Annotated in this window: 19 protein-coding genes, 1 riboswitch and 1 other annotated feature; of the genes, 10 read left to right on the plus strand and 9 right to left on the minus strand. The window is 47.1% G+C overall.

The window, feature by feature from the left end; all coding sequences use genetic code 11:
• Window positions 1–179: 179 nt before the first annotated feature.
• From DRW41_RS04330 to DRW41_RS04350, 5 genes are all read left to right on the plus strand, one after another.
• A complete protein-coding gene (locus DRW41_RS04330; protein ID WP_245959330.1) occupies window positions 180–956 on the plus strand; it encodes an SGNH/GDSL hydrolase family protein in 777 nt (258 codons plus the stop codon).
• Complete coding sequence (locus DRW41_RS04335) at window positions 956–1,867, plus strand: ABC transporter ATP-binding protein (protein WP_115450709.1); 912 nt, start codon at window positions 956–958, stop codon at window positions 1,865–1,867. The genes DRW41_RS04330 and DRW41_RS04335 overlap by 1 nt, the downstream gene beginning before the upstream one ends.
• A complete protein-coding gene (locus tag DRW41_RS04340; protein WP_115450710.1) occupies window positions 1,860–2,840 on the plus strand; it encodes an ABC transporter permease in 981 nt (326 codons plus the stop codon). The genes DRW41_RS04335 and DRW41_RS04340 overlap by 8 nt, the downstream gene beginning before the upstream one ends.
• A gap of 149 nt (window positions 2,841–2,989) precedes the next feature.
• Window positions 2,990–3,625 carry an FMN-dependent NADH-azoreductase gene (locus DRW41_RS04345; protein WP_115450711.1) on the plus strand — a complete coding sequence of 212 codons (636 nt, stop codon included), beginning with the start codon at window positions 2,990–2,992 and terminating at the stop codon, window positions 3,623–3,625.
• A 306-nt stretch (window positions 3,626–3,931) separates the two neighbouring features.
• Complete coding sequence (locus tag DRW41_RS04350) at window positions 3,932–4,303, plus strand: VOC family protein (RefSeq protein ID WP_115450712.1); 372 nt, start codon at window positions 3,932–3,934, stop codon at window positions 4,301–4,303.
• Between the two features lie 53 nt (window positions 4,304–4,356).
• On the opposite strand, the gene DRW41_RS04355 is transcribed toward DRW41_RS04350, so the two are convergent.
• Window positions 4,357–5,583, minus strand: coding sequence for an MFS transporter (locus DRW41_RS04355; RefSeq protein WP_115450713.1), 1,227 nt, complete (start codon window positions 5,581–5,583; stop codon window positions 4,357–4,359).
• A gap of 387 nt (window positions 5,584–5,970) precedes the next feature.
• Window positions 5,971–7,197, minus strand: coding sequence for an NAD(P)/FAD-dependent oxidoreductase (locus tag DRW41_RS04360; RefSeq protein WP_115450714.1), 1,227 nt, complete (start codon window positions 7,195–7,197; stop codon window positions 5,971–5,973).
• 221 nt (window positions 7,198–7,418) lie between these two features.
• Here DRW41_RS04360 and DRW41_RS04365 point away from each other — a divergent pair, with 221 nt between their 5' ends.
• Window positions 7,419–8,018: a hypothetical protein gene (locus DRW41_RS04365; protein WP_115450715.1), complete on the plus strand. Its 600-nt coding sequence runs from the start codon at window positions 7,419–7,421 to the stop codon at window positions 8,016–8,018.
• Window positions 8,019–8,416: 398 nt separating this feature from the next.
• On the opposite strand, the gene DRW41_RS04370 is transcribed toward DRW41_RS04365, so the two are convergent.
• Complete coding sequence (locus DRW41_RS04370) at window positions 8,417–8,677, minus strand: hypothetical protein (protein ID WP_115450716.1); 261 nt, start codon at window positions 8,675–8,677, stop codon at window positions 8,417–8,419.
• A 209-nt stretch (window positions 8,678–8,886) separates the two neighbouring features.
• A complete protein-coding gene (locus tag DRW41_RS04375; protein WP_115450717.1) occupies window positions 8,887–9,297 on the minus strand; it encodes a hypothetical protein in 411 nt (136 codons plus the stop codon).
• A gap of 350 nt (window positions 9,298–9,647) precedes the next feature.
• On the opposite strand from DRW41_RS04375, the gene DRW41_RS04380 reads away from it, so the two are divergent.
• Both DRW41_RS04380 and DRW41_RS04385 read left to right on the plus strand, forming a co-directional pair.
• Window positions 9,648–10,373: a GDSL-type esterase/lipase family protein gene (locus DRW41_RS04380; RefSeq protein ID WP_115450718.1), complete on the plus strand. Its 726-nt coding sequence runs from the start codon at window positions 9,648–9,650 to the stop codon at window positions 10,371–10,373.
• Between the two features lie 68 nt (window positions 10,374–10,441).
• Window positions 10,442–11,011, plus strand: coding sequence for a M15 family metallopeptidase (locus DRW41_RS04385; protein ID WP_439330845.1), 570 nt, complete (start codon window positions 10,442–10,444; stop codon window positions 11,009–11,011).
• A gap of 39 nt (window positions 11,012–11,050) precedes the next feature.
• Here the strand turns inward: DRW41_RS04385 and DRW41_RS04390 are convergent, their stop codons facing one another.
• The 4 genes from DRW41_RS04390 to DRW41_RS04405 form a co-directional block, all read right to left on the minus strand.
• On the minus strand, window positions 11,051–11,431 hold the full coding sequence (locus DRW41_RS04390; RefSeq protein ID WP_181884401.1) for a response regulator: 381 nt from the start codon (window positions 11,429–11,431) through the stop codon (window positions 11,051–11,053).
• Between the two features lie 61 nt (window positions 11,432–11,492).
• A riboswitch (cyclic di-GMP riboswitch) is annotated at window positions 11,493–11,579 on the minus strand.
• Between the two features lie 255 nt (window positions 11,580–11,834).
• Complete coding sequence (locus DRW41_RS04395; RefSeq protein WP_115450721.1) at window positions 11,835–12,035, minus strand: CsbD family protein; 201 nt, start codon at window positions 12,033–12,035, stop codon at window positions 11,835–11,837.
• A gap of 91 nt (window positions 12,036–12,126) precedes the next feature.
• Window positions 12,127–13,401 carry a dicarboxylate/amino acid:cation symporter gene (locus DRW41_RS04400; RefSeq protein ID WP_115450722.1) on the minus strand — a complete coding sequence of 425 codons (1,275 nt, stop codon included), beginning with the start codon at window positions 13,399–13,401 and terminating at the stop codon, window positions 12,127–12,129.
• A gap of 50 nt (window positions 13,402–13,451) precedes the next feature.
• A complete protein-coding gene (locus DRW41_RS04405) occupies window positions 13,452–14,501 on the minus strand; it encodes a M42 family metallopeptidase (protein WP_439330846.1) in 1,050 nt (349 codons plus the stop codon).
• A 352-nt stretch (window positions 14,502–14,853) separates the two neighbouring features.
• Between DRW41_RS04405 and DRW41_RS04410 the strand changes: the two genes are divergently transcribed.
• Entirely contained in the window at window positions 14,854–15,162 is a 309-nt protein-coding gene (locus DRW41_RS04410) for a hypothetical protein (RefSeq protein ID WP_245959331.1), read from the plus strand.
• Window positions 15,163–15,261: 99 nt separating this feature from the next.
• Here the strand turns inward: DRW41_RS04410 and corA are convergent, their stop codons facing one another.
• The gene (gene corA / locus DRW41_RS04415) at window positions 15,262–16,215 is read right to left on the minus strand and encodes a magnesium/cobalt transporter CorA (protein WP_115450724.1); all 954 of its coding nucleotides are present in this window, start codon (window positions 16,213–16,215) and stop codon (window positions 15,262–15,264) included.
• A 150-nt stretch (window positions 16,216–16,365) separates the two neighbouring features.
• Window positions 16,366–16,577: a binding site (T-box leader), on the plus strand.
• A 145-nt stretch (window positions 16,578–16,722) separates the two neighbouring features.
• Here corA and proS point away from each other — a divergent pair.
• Window positions 16,723–18,153 carry a proline--tRNA ligase gene (gene proS / locus DRW41_RS04420; protein WP_115450725.1) on the plus strand — a complete coding sequence of 477 codons (1,431 nt, stop codon included), beginning with the start codon at window positions 16,723–16,725 and terminating at the stop codon, window positions 18,151–18,153.
• Window positions 18,154–18,192: the final 39 nt, after the last annotated feature.

Here is an 18,192-nt window from a genome sequence, read left to right on the forward strand (position 1 = left end):
CCTCGGAGTCCTTTTGTTTTTGTCTAAATTAATACAAACACTCATGCATTTCTCCCGCTTGTAAAAAACCTTCCGTCTTTAATTTCATGAGCTCTGCAAAATTTGAAATTAGGTTTATCTGTGATTAAATAAAATCAGGAAGTTTTTTGAAGGGACTGGTTTTTTTGCGAAAAAGGACTGTGGGCGTTTGGATGGTCGCATCGGCATTGTTCCTGCTGCTTTGGCTGGCGGGGCTTGTATGGGCGGTGGGGGATTATTACGCGGGCAAACCGTCAGAACCTAAGGCTGCTAAGTCGGAGGCATCCAACCTCGATAAAGATGAAGGGGGCCTTAAAATTGTCGCGTTGGGCGATTCGCTCACAAGAGGTACTGGTGATGCAGCGGGCCGAGGGTATGTTGGTTATTTGACTGACAGATTGACAAAGCGGACTGAGGAGGATGTTAAGCTAGTCAACCTTGGCATAAATGGGCAGCGGTCGGAACAGCTCGCCCAGCAAGTGAAGCAGGCCGAGGTCAAACGCCAGCTCAGCAGCGCTGATATCGTGCTTATTACAATTGGCGGCAATGATTTATTCAGAGGTGGGCAAGGCCTTGTCGAATTCGACAAGCAAAAGCCGGAGGAAATCGAGAAGAAGTTCCTCGTGAACGTAAACACCATTCTCACGGAAATCAGGTCGGTTAACAAGGACGCGACCGTTTACTTAATCGGTCTGTATAACCCGTTTATCGAAATGGCGGAAGGAAAGGAAATTTCGGCCGTCATCAGACAGTGGAATTTCGCGACAGCCAACCTGGCGGCGAAGTTTGAAAAGGTTGTGTATGTACCGACTTTCGATTTGTTCGAACAGAACGTGAACGAGTTTTTGTATACAGATAAATTCCACCCGAATACAAAAGGCTACCAGCTTATCGCGGACAGGGTGGCAGCATTGGTGGCTTGGAAGGGGAAAGACTGATGTCCTCCGTAACGCTTGAAGTCAAAGACTTGAAAAAAAGGATTGGAAAAAAGAAAATTATAAAAGGGATTTCCTTCGAGCTCCACAAGGGGGAGGTATTCGGGTTCCTCGGTCCGAACGGCGCGGGAAAGACAACGACAATCCGGATGCTCGTCGGCCTGATCAAACCAACGTCCGGTACTATTTCCGTCTGCGGCTACGATTTAAGGAAGGATTTCCCCGAAGCGATGCGGCATCTCGGCTGTATCGTAGAAAATCCGGAGCTTTACCCTTACTTGTCGGGCTGGGACAATCTTGCCCATTTCGCTAGGATGCTTAATGGCGTCAGTGACGAGCGCATTTGGGAGGTGGTCCGGCTTGTCGGGCTTTCCGAACGGATTCATGACAGAGTGAAAACATATTCGCTCGGGATGCGGCAGCGGCTCGGGATTGCGCAGGCGCTTCTTGGCTGGCCAAGTGTGCTGATTTTGGACGAGCCAACTAACGGCCTGGATCCTGCGGGAATCCGCGAGATGAGGGAGTTCATCCGGTTCCTTGCCGAAAAGGAAGGCTTGAGTGTTCTAGTTTCAAGCCATTTGCTGAGCGAAATCCAGCTTCTTTGCGACCGGGTCGCGATTATTTCAAAAGGCCGTGTCATTAAGACGGATACGGTATCGGTCCTGCTCGGCAACAGGGAGCGGATTGCCTGGAGGCTCGAACCCCTTGAGGAGGGCAAACAACTACTTGGCAGCATGACCGCGATTGAAGAGACGGAAGACGGTTCGATTTTAACTGAGTACAGCGCTGCTAAGGCCGCCGAATGGAACAGGAAGCTCGTAGAAGCCGGCATTTCCGTTTCGGAAATGAACAGGAAGATGCCGGTCCTCGAAGACCTGTTCCTGGAATTGACCGGGGGTGACACGATTGACTAAGCTCGTACATAATGAAATGCTCAAGCTTTTGGCAAAAAAGCGCCTCCTGGTCATTGCCGCCATAATTGCAGTCCTGGTCTCGCTGTTCACATACGCACAGCTGCGCCAGGTGGAGACACAGCGCGAGCGCATGGGGACTAGTGATTGGAAAACGATTCTTCAACAGCAAATCATCGACACCCAAAACAGGCTTTCCTCAAGCAGGATAAGCGAAGAGTGGAAAAAGCAGCTGCAAGTCAGCCTTCAGCAGCAGCAGTACTATCTTGACCATAACATCAACCCGTCCGAACCAGGCGCGCCGACATTCATGCGAATGTTCATCGAAAACTCGATTGACCTGTTCCTGCCGCTCATGGTTATGGTCATCGCGAGCGACCTTGTTTCCTCCGAGCATAGCCAGGGGACGATCAAGCTTTTGCTTACAAGGCCGATAAAGCGATGGCGTGTATTGCTGAGTAAATATTTGACCCTCTGCCTTGCCATCTCGGCAATTGTGGCGATAATGGGCTTCCTGTCCTATTTGATTTCCGGCCTCGTGTTTGGCTATAAGGGATGGGGCGCTCCAATACTCACCGGTTTTTCCGCGGCGGGAAGCACGCTTGATACGTCTGGCGTCAAATTGGTTGACCAGTGGCAATATTTGTTGATGGAATTCGGGCTTGTCTGGTTTGTCGCCATTGTGGTGGGCACATTGTCATTCATGCTTTCGGTATTGGTCAGGAGCACCGCGGCCGGGATGGGAATCATGCTTGCGGCCCTCATATCCGGAGCAATTTTGAGCAATATGGTGTCTTCCTGGGAGTCCGCCAAATACTTTTTCATGGTGAACCTAAGGCTTACGGATTACATGAATGGAGCCGCCCCGCCAATCGAAGGGATGACGCTTTCGTTCTCGCTCGCCGTCCTGCTCGCCTGGTGGGCCGCAGGATTGTTCATCTCTTTCTATGTGTTTATTAATAAGGATGTTTATTAAGCTTCTTTAGTTGGCTCCACGGGCCGATCCCATTTTGCGTCGGCCGATTTATTAAAATTAAGCACCCCTTCCTGCATTTTCCATGGTTACAAGCCTCATAAACAGGAAAAATAATGGAGTGCAGCATTATTTGAAAGGCAGGGGTTACTATGGCGCAGGTTTTATACATCACCGCACATCCGCATGACGATACCGCTTCATACAGCATGGCGGTTGGAAAGGCATTTATCGAGGCATACCGGGAAGCGAATCCCAATGATGAAGTGATCAATCTGGACTTGTACAAAGAGGATATTCCGCAAATAGACGTTGACGTTTTCAGCGGTTGGGGGAAACTCCGTTCAGGCTCATCTTTTGACGAGTTGTCCAGCGAGGAAAAGCGGAAAGTCACTCGGCTCGGGGAATTGACCGACCAGTTTGTCGCCGCGGACAAATACGTGTTTGTCACACCGCTTTGGAACTTCTCTTTCCCGCCGGTCATGAAGGCGTATATCGATTCAATCTGTACAGCGGGAAAAACATTCCGATACACCGAAAAAGGGCCAGTCGGGCTCTTGACGGATAAAAAAGCGCTCCATATTCAGGCGCGCGGCGGCGTTTATTCGGAAGGCCCGGCCGCGGCAATGGAAATGGGACACCGCTACATCGGAATCATCATGCAGTTTTTCGGCATCCCGTCATTCGAAGGCCTGTTCGTTGAAGGGCATAACCAGTTCCCTGACCGGGCGCAGGAAATCAAGGAAAACGCGATTCGCAGGGCCAAAGAACTCGCAAAAACATTCTAAAACAAAAGGCATGGATTCTACAGAGTCCATGCCTTTAAAATTTGCATGGCAAGTGGGTTAACCAGTTCTATATTGTAAACGAAGACCTTTGGGAAGAGACAGTGCAGTTATATTAAACCCAAAAGACCGTTTCGTGAAAAAAAATCCGAAGGGGAATTAAGACCGTTTCATGAAAAAATCAAATCAAAACTGTTATTTAGAGTGTATCCAGACTACATAATAAGAATAAGTTATCAGCTTGCATTGAAGTCTCCTAATTTTTATATCATTCCCTCAGGCTTATACTGGAATAAAGGGGGATTGGAGATGGAATATAAATCCAAGCAGCTTGACCACGTCCAGCTGGCCGCTCCAAAGGGGTGCGAGGAGGACGCGCGTGCTTTTTATGGGGAACTATTGGGGTTTATGGAGGTTGAAAAGCCGCCTGTCTTAAAAAAGAAGGGCGGCGTCTGGTTCCGAAACGGAACGATCCATCTGCACATTGGCGTCGAGGAACCGTTCTTTCCGGCAAAGAAGGCGCATCCAGCGTTTTTAATCGAAAATGTCGAAGGATTAAAGGCTCATTTAAGGGGAAATCGGGTGGAAGTCATCGAGGATGGCAACCTTCCGGGCGCGAACCGGTTTTACGCGACGGACCCATTCGGCAACAGGCTTGAATTCCTTGAGTGGGTGGAATAAATAGGGCGAATACAAGAAAACCGCATCCCTAATCAGGAAATGCGGTCTTTTTATCAAACAGCCTCGGCGGGCTGCTTGCGCTCGAATTTAAGAGCGACGAGCAGGAAGGAACAGCCTGCGAGCAGCCGTACAACCGAGATGATTGCCATTGCCGAGAACATTCCGAAATGGCTGAGCAGGTAGACGCCGAACTGCGGTGCGATAAATCCGACAATCGATAATATAAATTGATAGTTCGCCAAATACGTAGAACGGTTTGTTTCTGGGGTTGCCTTTAGCAGCTGATTGAACAGCAGCAGGTTCGTACCGGACACGAACAGGCCGATCCAGAAGTTGAGCGCGGTCAAGTAGAACAGGTTCGTCGACAGCATCGTCAAAATTGGCGCTGTCGCCATGCCAGCGGCGGCTATGAACAACACCAGCGTGTTCCCGTGTTTGTCAGCGGCTTTCGCCCACCATTTTACACTTAGGATCTGGGCGACTTGATTTGTGACTGAGAAAAAACTGAACCAAAGTGCAGTCGCATTCGCTTCGCGGATATGGTAAATGCTGAACAGCGACCAGGCCATTTGCGCACCGATGTTAAAAAGGACAGCGCAGATAACGAATGCGAGGAATGGTTTATACCGGAAAACGTCCCAGGAAAATTTCCGTTTGGCCCCTTGTCGTTCTTTTTCAATGCCAGCCTCTTTAACATCATTGTGCTTGTACAGGTAAAATACTTCCAACAAGGCGAACAGGAAGCCGGCGACAAACAGGATTTGATAGGGGAAGGCATCTGACTTGCTGAATTGCTGCAGAAAAATGCCGGTCAGGAATGTCACGATCATCGCCGCGACTGTTGTCCATTGGTTTCTTGTGCTGAAGAATGACCCGCGCCTTTCCTCGGGTACAAGACCACCGATTAACGTTTGCCACGATAATCCCGAAAGTGCGCCAGGGAAATTTAAAGCAGCAATTAAAAAGACTAGCACCCATGGGGCATATGCAGAATCCAAAAATGGAACGAACAAAATCAGCATGAACATCAGCCGAGTGGCGAAGGTTGTATAGACTGCGAAATTCTTTTTGCTTTTCGACCTGTTCAGCCAGATTGCCCCCGGGATTAGGGCTAGCATCGCCACGATGGAAGGGAGGGATGTGATCAATCCCATCTGGCCATCCGTCGCACCGAGGACGCTAATGGCGAACAATGGGATATATCCGTTAACGGCCGTTGTTGAAATAGTTGATGCAAGCCCGTGGTAAAGGCTGAATTTTTCATCTTTTGTATGGTTCAAAGGAAATTCTCCATTCCATTTTTTAGTCACGAAATGGATTGTATATCGGCGGTTTTGCTAAATCAATATCAGCGGTTAAAAACAGTTACATATACATACGTTCTCGGCGGAGAACCTGTGAAATTAGGCATATTGTTTGTGAATACTTTGTGTCAAGCCGCGATGGACGTGTTAAGAGTACCATGAAAAGAAAACTCCTTTTTCGGAAAAAAGGGGTAAATAATTGTTGGAAAAAATGAAAAGCTGACCCGAATGATCCGTCATTCAACGGCCATTTGGGTCAGCATAAGGGAAGGAGATTCCAACGCCAAGGGATGAGTTGGGGGATGGCGCCGGATGTATATAACAGGAAGTGGGGAACGGGGGATTCCCTTCATCCAGTACTACCTAATGTTGTTTTGTTTGAACGCTTAACTGCTCCCTTTTCAGGAGAAGAGTTTGCTTCAGGATCAACGACGGCCCGCCGAGAACGAAAAGATACCTGTTTTCGATGACCCGCTTCATGATGGCCGCGAACCAGCCTGACATCGTGAAGCTGCCTACCTTCCCGACAGCCGTCCGATCGCCAATCGAAGCGACAGAGCCCTTATGGTGGTATTCAAAGGCTTTCAGGTTTTCCCCGCGAATGAGTGCCGTAAGGTTTTTCCCACAAACATCCGCTTCCTGCATCGCAACCTGGGCGGTAGGCGGAAGCGCGGTTTTTTCATCTTTCATAAACAAGGCGCAATCGCCGATGCAGAAAATGTTTTCTGTTCCTTTTACCAAAAGGTTCTTGTCAACGGGAAGCTTGCCTTTTACAAGCGGAAGCCCGAATCTTTCAAGCAGGGAGTTCGCCTTTACGCCACAAGACCAGATAAGTGTCCGGCAAGGGATTTCAAGCCCGTTTTCAAGCTGTACGGCATTTTCGGTACAAGATTTGATTTTTGTGGAAGTGAAAATGTCGATATTGTAAGACTCCATGATATGGGATGTATAGGCAATCAATTCATCCCCGAAGAAAGGAATCAATGATTCCGCAGCCTCAATGCCGATAATTTTCACATTTTCAAAGGGAACACCGTGTTCCTCGCACAGCTTTGGCAGCCCTTCGGCAAGCTCGCCAAGCATTTCGATGCCTGTAAATCCGCCGCCCGCCACGGCAAATGTAAGCCTCGATGGGTCGTGGTCTTCTTTGTAAAGAGTAAGCTGCTTTGTGATTTGGTGATAAATCGCCTTCGAGCTTCTGAAACTGCGAATCCCAAAAGCGTGTTCCTTTATGCCGGGAATGCCGAATGTCGCTACTTCAAAACCAAGGGCGATGACTAAATAGTCATAGGAAATTTCCTCGCCTGATTCAAGAAAAACAACTTGGGACTCGGCATTGACGTTTGTGACTGTCCCTGTCATAAAGCGGGTTTTCGAATCGTTGACCAGTTCCGGAATGGATAGGGCAATCTTCCGGTCAGGCGCGGTTCCCACGCCAATTTTGTGGAGCTGTGTCGTAATGTAATGGTAAGAATGTTTGTTGATTAACGTAACAGTCGCTTCACCTGAGCGAAGCAGCTTCTCAAGTTTTTTTGTTGTGACAAGGCCGCCATAACCGGCGCCAAGAATGACGATATGTGGTTTTTTCATATTGGATTCGCCCCTATTTTTGTGAAAACATTCACAATCTACTTGAAAAATCAAAGAGTTAACCAGTTTATATTTGTGAAATTTTTCACATAATCTTTATGTATATAGATTAAATCATTTTTTAAAATCATGCAAGCTTTTTTAAAAAAATCTAGTCATAGTTTTTTTAAAGTGGGGGATAGTATTCCCGGAAGTGTATTTTTGGAAAAGGAGAATGGAAGATGAAATTACGAATTACTTTAGCGATACTATTGTGCTGTTTGATCTCATTGCCGCAGCTTTCAATCCATGGTGGGTCAGCGTTTGCCAAGGCTGAAACTTTCGAGAAGGATTGCACTGCTTGCGAGCATGAAAAACACGGGAAACACGAAAAAGGGGAAGCCCGCCATCAAAAAGCTGGTATGTTCCGGATTACGGATGAAGAATATATTGCGTGGGCGGAAAAATTCACTCCCGATAAAGTTGCTGAATGGAAGGAAGTTCTCGGGAAACGGGAGCAACTAAACAAACGCTGGCTAAGTCCTGAAATGAAGGCAAAGCGTGAAGCGCTGCAACAGAAAAAAGAAAACCGTCGCAAGGAAATAATGGAGCTTCGGAAGCAATATGAGTCGGGGAAGCTGACAAAAGAAGAGTATATGAAACAAGCCTACGAGAAAATGAGGAGCGGAATGAATTATAGGATGAAAGCCCATGCGCTGGCAATCAATCTGAAAATCGCCGTAGAAGAGAATAACTCCCGTCAAGCATCATTGTTTTTGAATGAAATGCTTGCCTTTCTAAAAGAGCATAACAACCGAATCAAAAAAAAGATGGAATCATGAAAGAGGGCGCCGTATCGGCGCCCTCTTTTCAGCAGATACACCCTATAATTGTTGCATCGGGTTTTTATACGGTATACCAGCAACCTGTTTATAAGAATAGCAATCCCTTTCATAACCTCCTGTTGACGGCTCGCAAACTACTTTTCCTGAAAACCTTGGATAATCAAATGACGAATACCCGATGCCAGTGGAAAACCTTTGGACACTGTGGCGGCTGCCGCTTCGAATTGAATGTAACGATTTTATAGCAATTCCTCCTAATCAAGCAGGCTCTATCTTGAGCCGGCCAGAGATTGGTCCCATGACAACGGCGATTACATATCCTATCATTTTCCCGCTTTTAAAAGGAAAAAACCGAAAAACTGGATGTTTTTCGGTTTTATTTTTTTATAGCCAGATTAGCTGCTCCGTCCGTGCTTTTTATTTTTGTAGTAGGCGTCCAATGTTGCTTTAATGGCACTTGCCGCCTGGTCTGCCCGTTTATAATCGGCCGCGATTTTCCGGTCCATCGCCGTTACGCGATACAAATCAAGTTCTTTATGGTATTTCAACATGACTAATTCTTTTTCGTCAAGGGAAAATACGTGAGTAACATCGGATCCGATATAAGGAACCTCTTTCAATTCCTCGGCCAAATGGCGAAGTTTGGCAATTTCCATTTCTCCCAGCCCCTTTTAATAAACATTCCCAATATCCCTTGGCATACGGTTGGAAACTAGCTCACCATCGGCGGTTCCGTTTGTCCCTACTTTCTATTTTAACAGGTCGCGGCAACGGAAAACGGGGCAGGAGTAAATCTTAATAAAATGTAATGTGTTTGTAATGGGGATGAGAAGAGGATATGGTAATGTTTTTCGTTGGAAAAGGTTTAACCTACCTCCTCAATATCTACTAAAATATAATCTTCATAATAGACACGGATTTTTTTCCTTGAAAGGGCTGCTTTTTGGGCAACTGCGGTATTCCTGCAAAACAGCGGAATTTCATACTCCCCATTATAAAAAACGATATACGTGAAGTCCTTGTTCAATGGAGGAACGCCATCCTTGATTTCCACGAACCTTCCCGTAAAAAAAGTTAGTTCCTCCAATCCTTTTTGTTCCGCCTTTGCCGCGAGGTCAAGATAGCGGAAGCGGACGCTTTCCCTTGATTCTTTTATAAAAAGGAGAAAGGCGATGAGACCGGCAATCATGGATGAAGCAATCCACTCGTCAGGGAGGGTGGGGTGCAAAAGGCCAAGTGACCAAAACAGGAAGGCAGCGGCTAAATGATACCTCATCCTTATCACTTCTTTCCGGCAGAATTAGTTTGTGGCAACTCAGTATTTTGTTTAATTTTCCTTATGCCCTCTGACAGAATGGCTTGGGAAAACAAAAGGCTGCCTTGAAAGTCATCAGGCAGCCGCATTCGATGGTACGAACAATTGGATATTATTGATAATTAAGGTTGTTATTTCTAATCATATATCATTTTGCCTAATAAGTAAATTTAAATGGCAGAAAATTAAAAATATTTTTAACGTAAAGGTGGCTTCAAGGAATAGGCTGGTTCTTTTACAAGTGGAAACAATGTGTAACCCTGTCTAAATTGTGGGTATAAACAAAGATACAGCAGCAGGGGGAGAAGAACATGAAACGAAACCTTATTTTCGCGTCAGCAATCCTTTTTGCGGCGGCGGCCATCGCATATGTGTTTTATTCTTATTATGGTGAAGCTGCGAAGGGCAGGACGATCATCATGGCTTTCGGCGATTCACTTACGTATGGACAAGGCGACCGGAAGGAACAAGGCTATGTTGGCAAGCTCCAAAAAGAGCTGAACAATAGATTTCCGGGGAAGAATTTTTTAATTGAGAACTACGGCGTTAAAAAAAGAGAATCCGGTGATGTAATCATGGAGCTTGGAAAACCGGGAACCGCTGCCAGTCTGAAAAACGCCGATTGTTTCATTTTGTTTATTGGGACGAACGATTTAATCAACAGCAATGGTGGAAACCTGAAAAACATTCATCCAAATAAGATTGCAGAAGCAAAGGAAAACTATTTGCGGAATCTCGGGATTATCCTCAATACGTTCAAGGCAGCAAATGAAGACGCGCCAATTTTGGTCCTTGGCCTTTATAATCCCTATCCAGAAGGCGGCCAGCGGTTCGAGCCATTGTTTGACGAATGGAATGACTCAACAATCGGTCTTGTGAAAAAAGATAGAGGCTTAACGTATGTGCCGACGAACGACTTGTTCAAGGGGAAGGATAAACAGAAGTACTTCAGCGACTCCCTCCATTTGAACAAAAACGGATACCGGCTATTGGAGAAACGTATTTTGGAAAAGTATCCCCAGCCCGGAAACAAATAAGTGGATTCGCGGGAAAATAGAAGTACAATAAAGGTATCACATTGTTATGTACACACTAGGAGAATATGATGCGAAAAGCAAAACGATATATGGCTGCCATCACTATTGCGGCAGTCCTTTTTCTTGTATGGCGGGCAATGGGCTATCCAGGATACAACTATGGAAATGTGCCCATGCCTACGGATCTTCATCCTTCGGTTAGGGAAAAAGCGGATGAACTCGTTGCGTTGGCGGCGAAAAAGGGAATTAGGATCCAACTGATTGAAGGATTCAGGACGGCTGAGGAGCAGGACCGTCTTTATGCGCAAGGGAGGACGGAGATTGGCCAAGTTGTCACCTATGCCCGTGGCGGGGAGTCGTACCATAATTATGGCCTTGCAGTCGACTTTGCTTTAACGAAAGAGGATGGGTCGCTTATTTGGGATATGGGGCATGATATGAACGGAAATGCCCGGCCCGATTGGGAAGAAGTCGCCACGTTGGCAAAAGGGCTCGGATTCGAATGGGGCGGCGATTGGGAACAATTTAAAGACTATCCGCATTTGCAGATGTCGTTTGGGCTCTCGATAAGCGACCTGAAAAGGGGAAAAAGGCCTCCGGGGCAGGCAGTGGCCGGGGAAAACGAAACCAATGGATGAAAAAACGGCAGTGCATCGTTGCGATACTGCCGTTTTTTCTTATGTGCTTTTCGTGCTAGCGGCTGGTATTCCGAGGCCATCCAGAGCGGTGACCAATCCTTCAAATCCTGGTTTGAGAATAAAGCCGCTTGCCCCCATTTCCCTTGCTTCCCGGGCGAGGCATTCATTCGAGAAAGTCGACATCATTAGGACCTTCGCTTCCGGATTGATCCGGATAATTTCCTGAAGCGTTTCAAAGCCGTTCAACTGAGGCAGCAAAAATTCAAGCATGACAAAATCGGGAGTGCCGGCCCTGTACTTCAGGACGGCTTGTTTGCCGTTGTCCGCTTCGGCCATGACCGTGTAATCTGTTCTGTAGAGTTTCTTTTTAAGTACGCTACGAATAAAGATGGATCGGTCTGCTACGAGTATTGATTTCATTGCTAAGAACCCCTTCGCCATTTTAAAAGGCAAATCAGGAAAGGTTTCGGGATTTTAAGCGTACTGCAACCCGGCTGCCATGACAATTTCTTGTTTTAGGCCCGTGGCTTTGCGTCTTTTACTTTCGTAAAATTTGCCCTTTCCCAAATAGTAGCATTCCTTACTAGGAATATCATGGGACTTTAGTCCCGTTTTAGGGAGTTCAATGGAACGTACATTCGCTTGAGAGTGGGGAATTCCTTGATATATCAGGAGTCAGGGATTGTAAAGATTTTGTAGGGCCGGTTGGGAAAATCAAAATTTGCTCCATTTTCGGATATTGTGGCGAAACCTGCCCATTCACCTGTCAGTTAAGCGAGAAAAAAACCGCCCGGAATGCCCAGGGCGGCTTGGTCTATTTATCCTATCTTGTTTTGTCTATTATGTTATTAAATTCACTGGCAAGCCGATCCTTGGCACGGCCGTATGTTTCTTTCACTTCGCCTTTGCCTTTGTCGATATTGCCTTCAGCTTCGAGTGACTCATTGCCGGATACCTTTCCGGCAGTCCTTTTGGCTTCACCCTTCAGTTGGTCCCATGCACCTTTTGTTTCGTCTTTATTCATGATTGCAAAACCTCCTTGTTGTACTGTCTCTGTTCTTTTTTTACCCTGTACAGGCGGCATTGAAACAAGGAGAAGGTGCCTTGGTTCCCCTTTAGGAGGCGAAATGGTTTGCTTTCCCTTTAAATGTTGCGCCCAGCCAATTCTTTCCTTCTACGAGGCGGGAAACGAGCATGGCGCAAACGGTGTTGCCGGTAGAGTTAAGCAAGGTTGCCGGGGCGTCAATGATGGTTGAAATAACGGCGATGATCGGCAATACTTCGGGCGGGAATCCGAATACGCTGATAATCAGCATTTCGCCAATAAAGCCGCCGCCCGGGATGGCTCCCATGACCGCCCCAACCAGGAATGAAACGGCCAGGATGCTGGCGATGCTCGAAAGGCTGGCCATGTCCTTTCCGAAAAGCCCAAACAGGAAGACGATTTTCAAAACGCCGCCAAACACCGACCCGTCTTTATGTGTATTGGCACCAAGGGGGATGATTGTTTCGGCGATATCCTTAGGCACGCCCATCTTTTTGACTGCATCAAGATTGACCGGGATGCAGGCCGCGCTCGAACATGTCGCGATTGCCGTAACAGAAGGGGTAATGACATTTTTCCAAAAAATTTTCACTCCGGCCGTGCCGCTTGCAATGAACGCGTAAAGCGAGAAGAAGCCGAAATAATACAGTACGGAAAGGCCGAGATACAGCAGGAATGTGCGTAAATAGCCTTCCAGAATCTGAGGGCCTAGCTCGCCGATAACAGCCGCGAAATACGCGCCGAGTCCGATTGGGGCATAGTACATGACAATTTTGACGGTTTTCATCATGACTTCAGAGCCAGAAGCAAGGAAAGATGCGACAGGTCTGCCTTTTTCGCCCGCCATGGCAGTCGCAAGACCGAAAATGACCGAGAATACGATCAATTGAAGCATGTTGCTCCGCGAGAAAAGATTGGCGAAATCTGGGACGGTAACCGTGGCGACAAGCTGAGCAGCGAGCGAGGGCTTTTCGGCCTGCTCCGGCGCGTCCACTTTTTCCATCATTTCCTTTACCGAAGAAATGTCTGTGTTCTCAAGGGGATTCACAATCGATGTCCCTATGAAAGCGACTGCGGCTGAAATTGCAGCAGTTATGAAAAAGACAAGGAAAATGCTCCCCATTATTTTTCCAAGCCGCTTCATGCCGCTCATGTTGGCGATTGCCGAAGCAATGCTGAAAAAGACAAGCGGGACGATGATCGTAAACATTAAATTCAAAAATAAGTCCCCAAGCGGTTTAACAACCGTTGCTTCCGTCCCGAAAATTGCCCCCGCGGCCCCGCCTACAATGATGGCGGCCAGGAGAATAATCGACGTTTTATAGCTTTTCAGAATAGAACCCATTCAAAAACCTTCCTTCAACTAAAAATCGAGAGCCCTGGTTCCTGTCAACCTTATATCACCAAGTCTGATAGGATGTATTCAAACAGCAGCGCGGCAGTGTGGCCTAGCGACTGGCGGTGCGTGCGCTCGAACGCATGTGAAGAATCTATGCCGGGGCCAATGAGTCCATGGACGATGTCATGCCCCGAGCGGATTGCCGCCGATGCATCTGATCCATAGTAAGGATAGATGTCGAGTTTGAAAGGGATGCCGTTTTCCTCTGCAACGCTGACAAGTTTCTTGCGGAGGCCGTAATGATACGGGCCGCTCGCATCCTTGACACAAATGGAAACGGTGTATTCATCAGTCGATTGCCCATCGCCCATCGCGCCCATGTCGACAGCAAGATACTCGACTGTTTCCGGTGTAATGTTCGAGTTGCCTCCATAACCGATTTCTTCGTTATTGGAAAAGAGGAAGTGGGTAGTATACGGTAGCTCGATTTTTCCCGTTTTAATCCGTTTAATAAGCTCCATCAAAATCGCGACACTCGCCTTATCGTCGAGGTGGCGCGATTTGATAAAGCCTGATGGCGTCACTTCGACTCGCGGGTCAAACGATATAAAATCACCGACTTCAATACCAAGGGCCCTTACTTCCGCTGCGCTATGTACTTTCTCATCAATGCGGATCTCCATATTATCCTGATTCCGCTCTGCTTTACCGGCATCCTTATATACGTGCACAGAAGTTTGGTGCATCAGGATCGTTCCTGTATAGGTTTTCCCTGAACTCGTTTCGATGGTGCAGTATTCTCCTTCGATCGAGTTGTATTTGAAGCCGCCAATCAGGTCGATTTTCAGCCTCCCGCTCGGCTTGATTTCCTTAACCATCGCGCCAAGCGTGTCTAGATGGGCGGTCAGCATCCTTTGCTTGCCGGTATCCTTTCCCGGAAGGGTCGCAATCAATCCGCCTTTTCTGTTCCGATATGTTTCCACTCCAAGCTCCTCCAAGAAACCTTCAACATGGGAAATCGCCTTATCGGTATTACCCGTCGGGCTAGGGATGGTAACAAGGTCCTTCAGAATGCCAACGATTTCATCAATTCGTTCTTCAGCCACTAACAAACGCCTCCTTGGATCATTTCTTGTTCCGGCAATCGAGAGTGCTTATTTGAGCGGCCGTGTGGTGAAAAAGACTAGCCAAGTTTCACACCCAAACCAAAAAGAGCCTCCGATTCCATTTAAACCTTTTTCAATTATACATCCAGCAACGGAACAAATGTATACATATTTACCCCATACCTTTGAAGATTTCCATGCATTTTTTCGGATCCCGCGCATAAGATGGTAGGATTGGCAATTATTTTTTCAATATTGATTAAATTTCTTGGAAGTAGGGTATTACTTATTATCGAAGATGCCGCTGAATTCAGGGGCATTTACCATATTAATAAATTGCGGGGGGAGACCTGTGACTAGGTACGAATTGCGCCATATGAAACCGAGGAAATTCAATGTGTACAAACTTGTTTTCACATTTGCTTTCTTGCTTGTCTGCATTGGGATGATGCTTGGGTTCAGCAGGTATGCGCAGAGCACGATTAAAATCGAGGCGCCTGTATTTGACAACGGCAAAAAGGTCGTTGTATCCCTGCCGAACGGACATAAAGTGTATACATTCGAGAATTTGATCGTTGAAGAGAACGGGAAATTGTTATACAGGGGTGAACGGAACACAATCGACCTGACCGGAGGAAACGTGGAGTACAAGGAATGGTAATTCGTTTTGCATCTTGGTTTTTTAATGCTATTATATCCTATTTAACAAAAAGGCTGCCCGGCCGAGCACTGGCGCAGCCTTTCTTTTTCACTTTTTTCGCTATTTGAACCAGCCCTTTTTCCAAAAAAATAAGAACATGGCGGAGGCGATGATTCCCATTACGCCAAGTGAAACAAAGTAGCCATATTTCAGGGAAGTTTCCGGCATAAAGTCAAAGTTCATTCCATAGATTCCCGCGATAAAGGTGAGCGGCATGAAAATCGTCGTGATGACGGTCAGTACTTTCATGACGCGGTTTGTTTCATGGGAGTTCATCGAAAGGACGCTGTCTCGGATATCCTTGGTCAGTTCCCGGTTTGAATCGATCATATCAGTAAGCTTCAAAAGGTGGTCGTGGATATCCGAAAAATACGCATGCCTGATTTGAAGCTCTGTAAGCTTTTGTGAATTGAGCATACGGTAAATCAAATCCCTTGTCGGAGTGACCGTGTGGCGAAGCATTAGCAGCCTCTGCCTGATTTCAAAAACTTCCTTTAGCAAATCCTCGGTATAACCCCCGGAATAGCTCTCATCCATTTCATCAAGCTGATCCTCAATTGTGTAGAGAGGAGGAAAGTAATTATCGACAAGCTGATCAAGGATGTGGTAAAGAATGAGGGAAGGGGACCATTCTTCCTTTTGGCCGGGAGCGGATGCCCGGTTCCAAACTTCCGTAATTTCCCGTGACGGCTGATAATGGAACGTCACGATGAAGTTTTTTCCAAGGAAGATATTCACCTCTTCCTTCTCAAGTGTTTCCTGGTTGATGGAGTGAGTTACAAAAAATGTATAGCCATCATAGTAATCAAGCTTGGGACGCTGCAGCTTGTGCAGGCAGTCCTCAATGGCAAGCGGGTGGAAGTTTAATGGATTTGAAAGCAGCATCGACTCTTCATCGCTTGGGCTATTGAAATCAATCCAGTACCATGAAGCGGAATCCCTGGAAGCTAGCTCTACTACTGGAATATCGGTTGAACGTTGGCCGATTTGGCTGATTGCAAGTGTTCGAATCATACGTATCTCCCCGGTGCCTTTTTCTTCATAATATCCGAATTAGGACCGCTGGCAAACATTGAACGCCCGGAGGCTATACTTTTTTTAGTAATTAATCCCGGTTCCCAGTTGACATTGCCCTGCCGGCTATATATAATTTTCAAAAAATAACCTGAAACAATGATGGGGACCAGTACAATGGAGAATTGTCCTATCCAGAGAGGAAGCCGGTTGGTGCAAGGCTTCCAGGACGGCCATTCGAACCTGCCCCGGAGTTCCGTATCGGACAATCGCGAAGATACGGCGGAGCGTTCCGTTAAACGTTAAGTGCGTGGGCAAAAGCCCGCGAATGAGGGTGGTACCGCCAGGCCATGGTCCCTTTTATAGGGGATTCATGGCCTTTTTGTATTTAATGGGGAATCCAGCCTTTTTTAAAAATTTAATCAAAAACATTGATGGAAGCAAAGGGCCGTTGGATACGATACCCCGCTGAAATCAACATTTAATAAAAAAGAAGAGGGATGAAAAATGGAAAAGGAATTTGTAAAAAGCATTACCGCCATGGACAAGGATTTTGCCCAATGGTACACCGATGTCGTAACAAAAGCGGATCTCGTCGATTACTCGTCCGTCCGTGGCTCGATGATTATCCGGCCTTACGGGTACGCGCTTTGGGAAAACATCCGTGACGCGCTTGATGGGATGATTAAGGAAACAGGGCATGAAAATGTGTATATGCCATTATTTATCCCGGAAAGCCTGCTCGAGAAAGAGAAAGACCACATTGCAGGATTCGCCCCTGAAGTCGCCTGGGTGACCCATGGCGGTTCCGAAGAGCTGGCGGAGAGGCTTTGTGTACGGCCAACATCGGAAGTTCTGTTTTGCGAGCATTACAAAAACATTATCCATTCCTACCGGGATTTGCCTAAACTTTATAACCAGTGGGCCAATGTTGTCCGCTGGGAGAAGACGACCCGCCCGTTCCTGAGGACGCTTGAATTCCTGTGGCAGGAAGGTCATACCGCGCACGAGACAGATGAGGACGCCCATGAGGAAACAAAGCGGATGCTTGACGTCTATGCCACACTGCTTGAGGACTATCTAGCGGTCCCAGTCGTCAAAGGGCAAAAAACCGAAAAAGAAAAATTCGCTGGCGCCAAGTTCACCTATACTGTCGAAAGCCTCATGCATGACGGAAAGGCACTTCAATCCGGGACTTCCCACCATCTAGGCGACGGTTTTGCCAAGGCGTTCGGCATCAATTATTTGGACAGGGAAGGAAAGCTCCAGCATGTCCACCAAACTTCATGGGGTATGACGACAAGGGTAATCGGCGCGCTGATTATGGTCCATGGCGATGACCGCGGCCTCGTCATCCCGCCAAAAGTTGCTCCAACCCAGGTGATGATTGTGCCAATCGCCCAGCATAAAGAGGGCGTCCTTGACTTCGCTTACGGACTGAAGGAAAGGCTGTCAGGCGCATTCCGCACCGGCATTGATGCCAGCGACAAAAATCCGGGCTGGAAGTTCAACGAATACGAAATGAAAGGCGTTCCTGTTAGGCTTGAAGCAGGCCCTCGTGATATTGAAAAGAACCAGGTTGTACTTGTAAGGCGCGATACCGGGGAAAAACTGATTGCCACTCTTGATGAAGTGGAAGAAAAACTTGGCGCGCTCCTTACCGATATTCAGCAAAATCTTTTTGACCGTGCGAAAGAGCTGCTTGAGAAAAAGACATCTGTTGCCGAAAACATGGAGCAATTCAAAGAGCGGCTTGAAAGCAATCCTGGAATGATTAAAGCAATGTGGTGCGGCAAGCGTGAGTGCGAGGATAAAATAAAGGAAGAAACAGGGGCGACCTCACGCTGCATCCCGTTTGAACAGGAAAAGGTCAGTGACACATGTGTATGCTGCGGCGGGAAAGCCGAGTCGATGGTGGTTTGGGCAAAGGCTTATTAAATAGGAAATTTTATTTCAAAAAGAAGAAAAGAGGATAGA

This window comes from Neobacillus piezotolerans, assembly GCF_003362805.1.
GTDB lineage: Bacteria > Bacillota > Bacilli > Bacillales > Cytobacillaceae > Bacillus_D > Bacillus_D piezotolerans.

Coding starts and splice junctions, on each gene's coding strand:
- DRW41_RS04360 (WP_115450714.1), bottom strand. CDS start 7,197: ATGAAAAAACCACATATCGTCATTCTTGGCGCCGGTTATGGCGGCCTT.
- DRW41_RS04395 (WP_115450721.1), bottom strand. CDS start 12,035: ATGAATAAAGACGAAACAAAAGGTGCATGGGACCAACTGAAGGGTGAA.
- DRW41_RS04365 (WP_115450715.1), top strand. CDS start 7,419: ATGAAATTACGAATTACTTTAGCGATACTATTGTGCTGTTTGATCTCA.
- proS (WP_115450725.1), top strand. CDS start 16,723: ATGGAAAAGGAATTTGTAAAAAGCATTACCGCCATGGACAAGGATTTT.
- DRW41_RS04380 (WP_115450718.1), top strand. CDS start 9,648: ATGAAACGAAACCTTATTTTCGCGTCAGCAATCCTTTTTGCGGCGGCG.
- DRW41_RS04370 (WP_115450716.1), bottom strand. CDS start 8,677: ATGGAAATTGCCAAACTTCGCCATTTGGCCGAGGAATTGAAAGAGGTT.
- DRW41_RS04345 (WP_115450711.1), top strand. CDS start 2,990: ATGGCGCAGGTTTTATACATCACCGCACATCCGCATGACGATACCGCT.
- DRW41_RS04335 (WP_115450709.1), top strand. CDS start 956: ATGTCCTCCGTAACGCTTGAAGTCAAAGACTTGAAAAAAAGGATTGGA.
- DRW41_RS04385 (WP_439330845.1), top strand. CDS start 10,442: ATGCGAAAAGCAAAACGATATATGGCTGCCATCACTATTGCGGCAGTC.
- corA (WP_115450724.1), bottom strand. CDS start 16,215: ATGATTCGAACACTTGCAATCAGCCAAATCGGCCAACGTTCAACCGAT.
- DRW41_RS04375 (WP_115450717.1), bottom strand. CDS start 9,297: ATGAGGTATCATTTAGCCGCTGCCTTCCTGTTTTGGTCACTTGGCCTT.
- DRW41_RS04350 (WP_115450712.1), top strand. CDS start 3,932: ATGGAATATAAATCCAAGCAGCTTGACCACGTCCAGCTGGCCGCTCCA.
- DRW41_RS04400 (WP_115450722.1), bottom strand. CDS start 13,401: ATGGGTTCTATTCTGAAAAGCTATAAAACGTCGATTATTCTCCTGGCC.
- DRW41_RS04390 (WP_181884401.1), bottom strand. CDS start 11,431: ATGAAATCAATACTCGTAGCAGACCGATCCATCTTTATTCGTAGCGTA.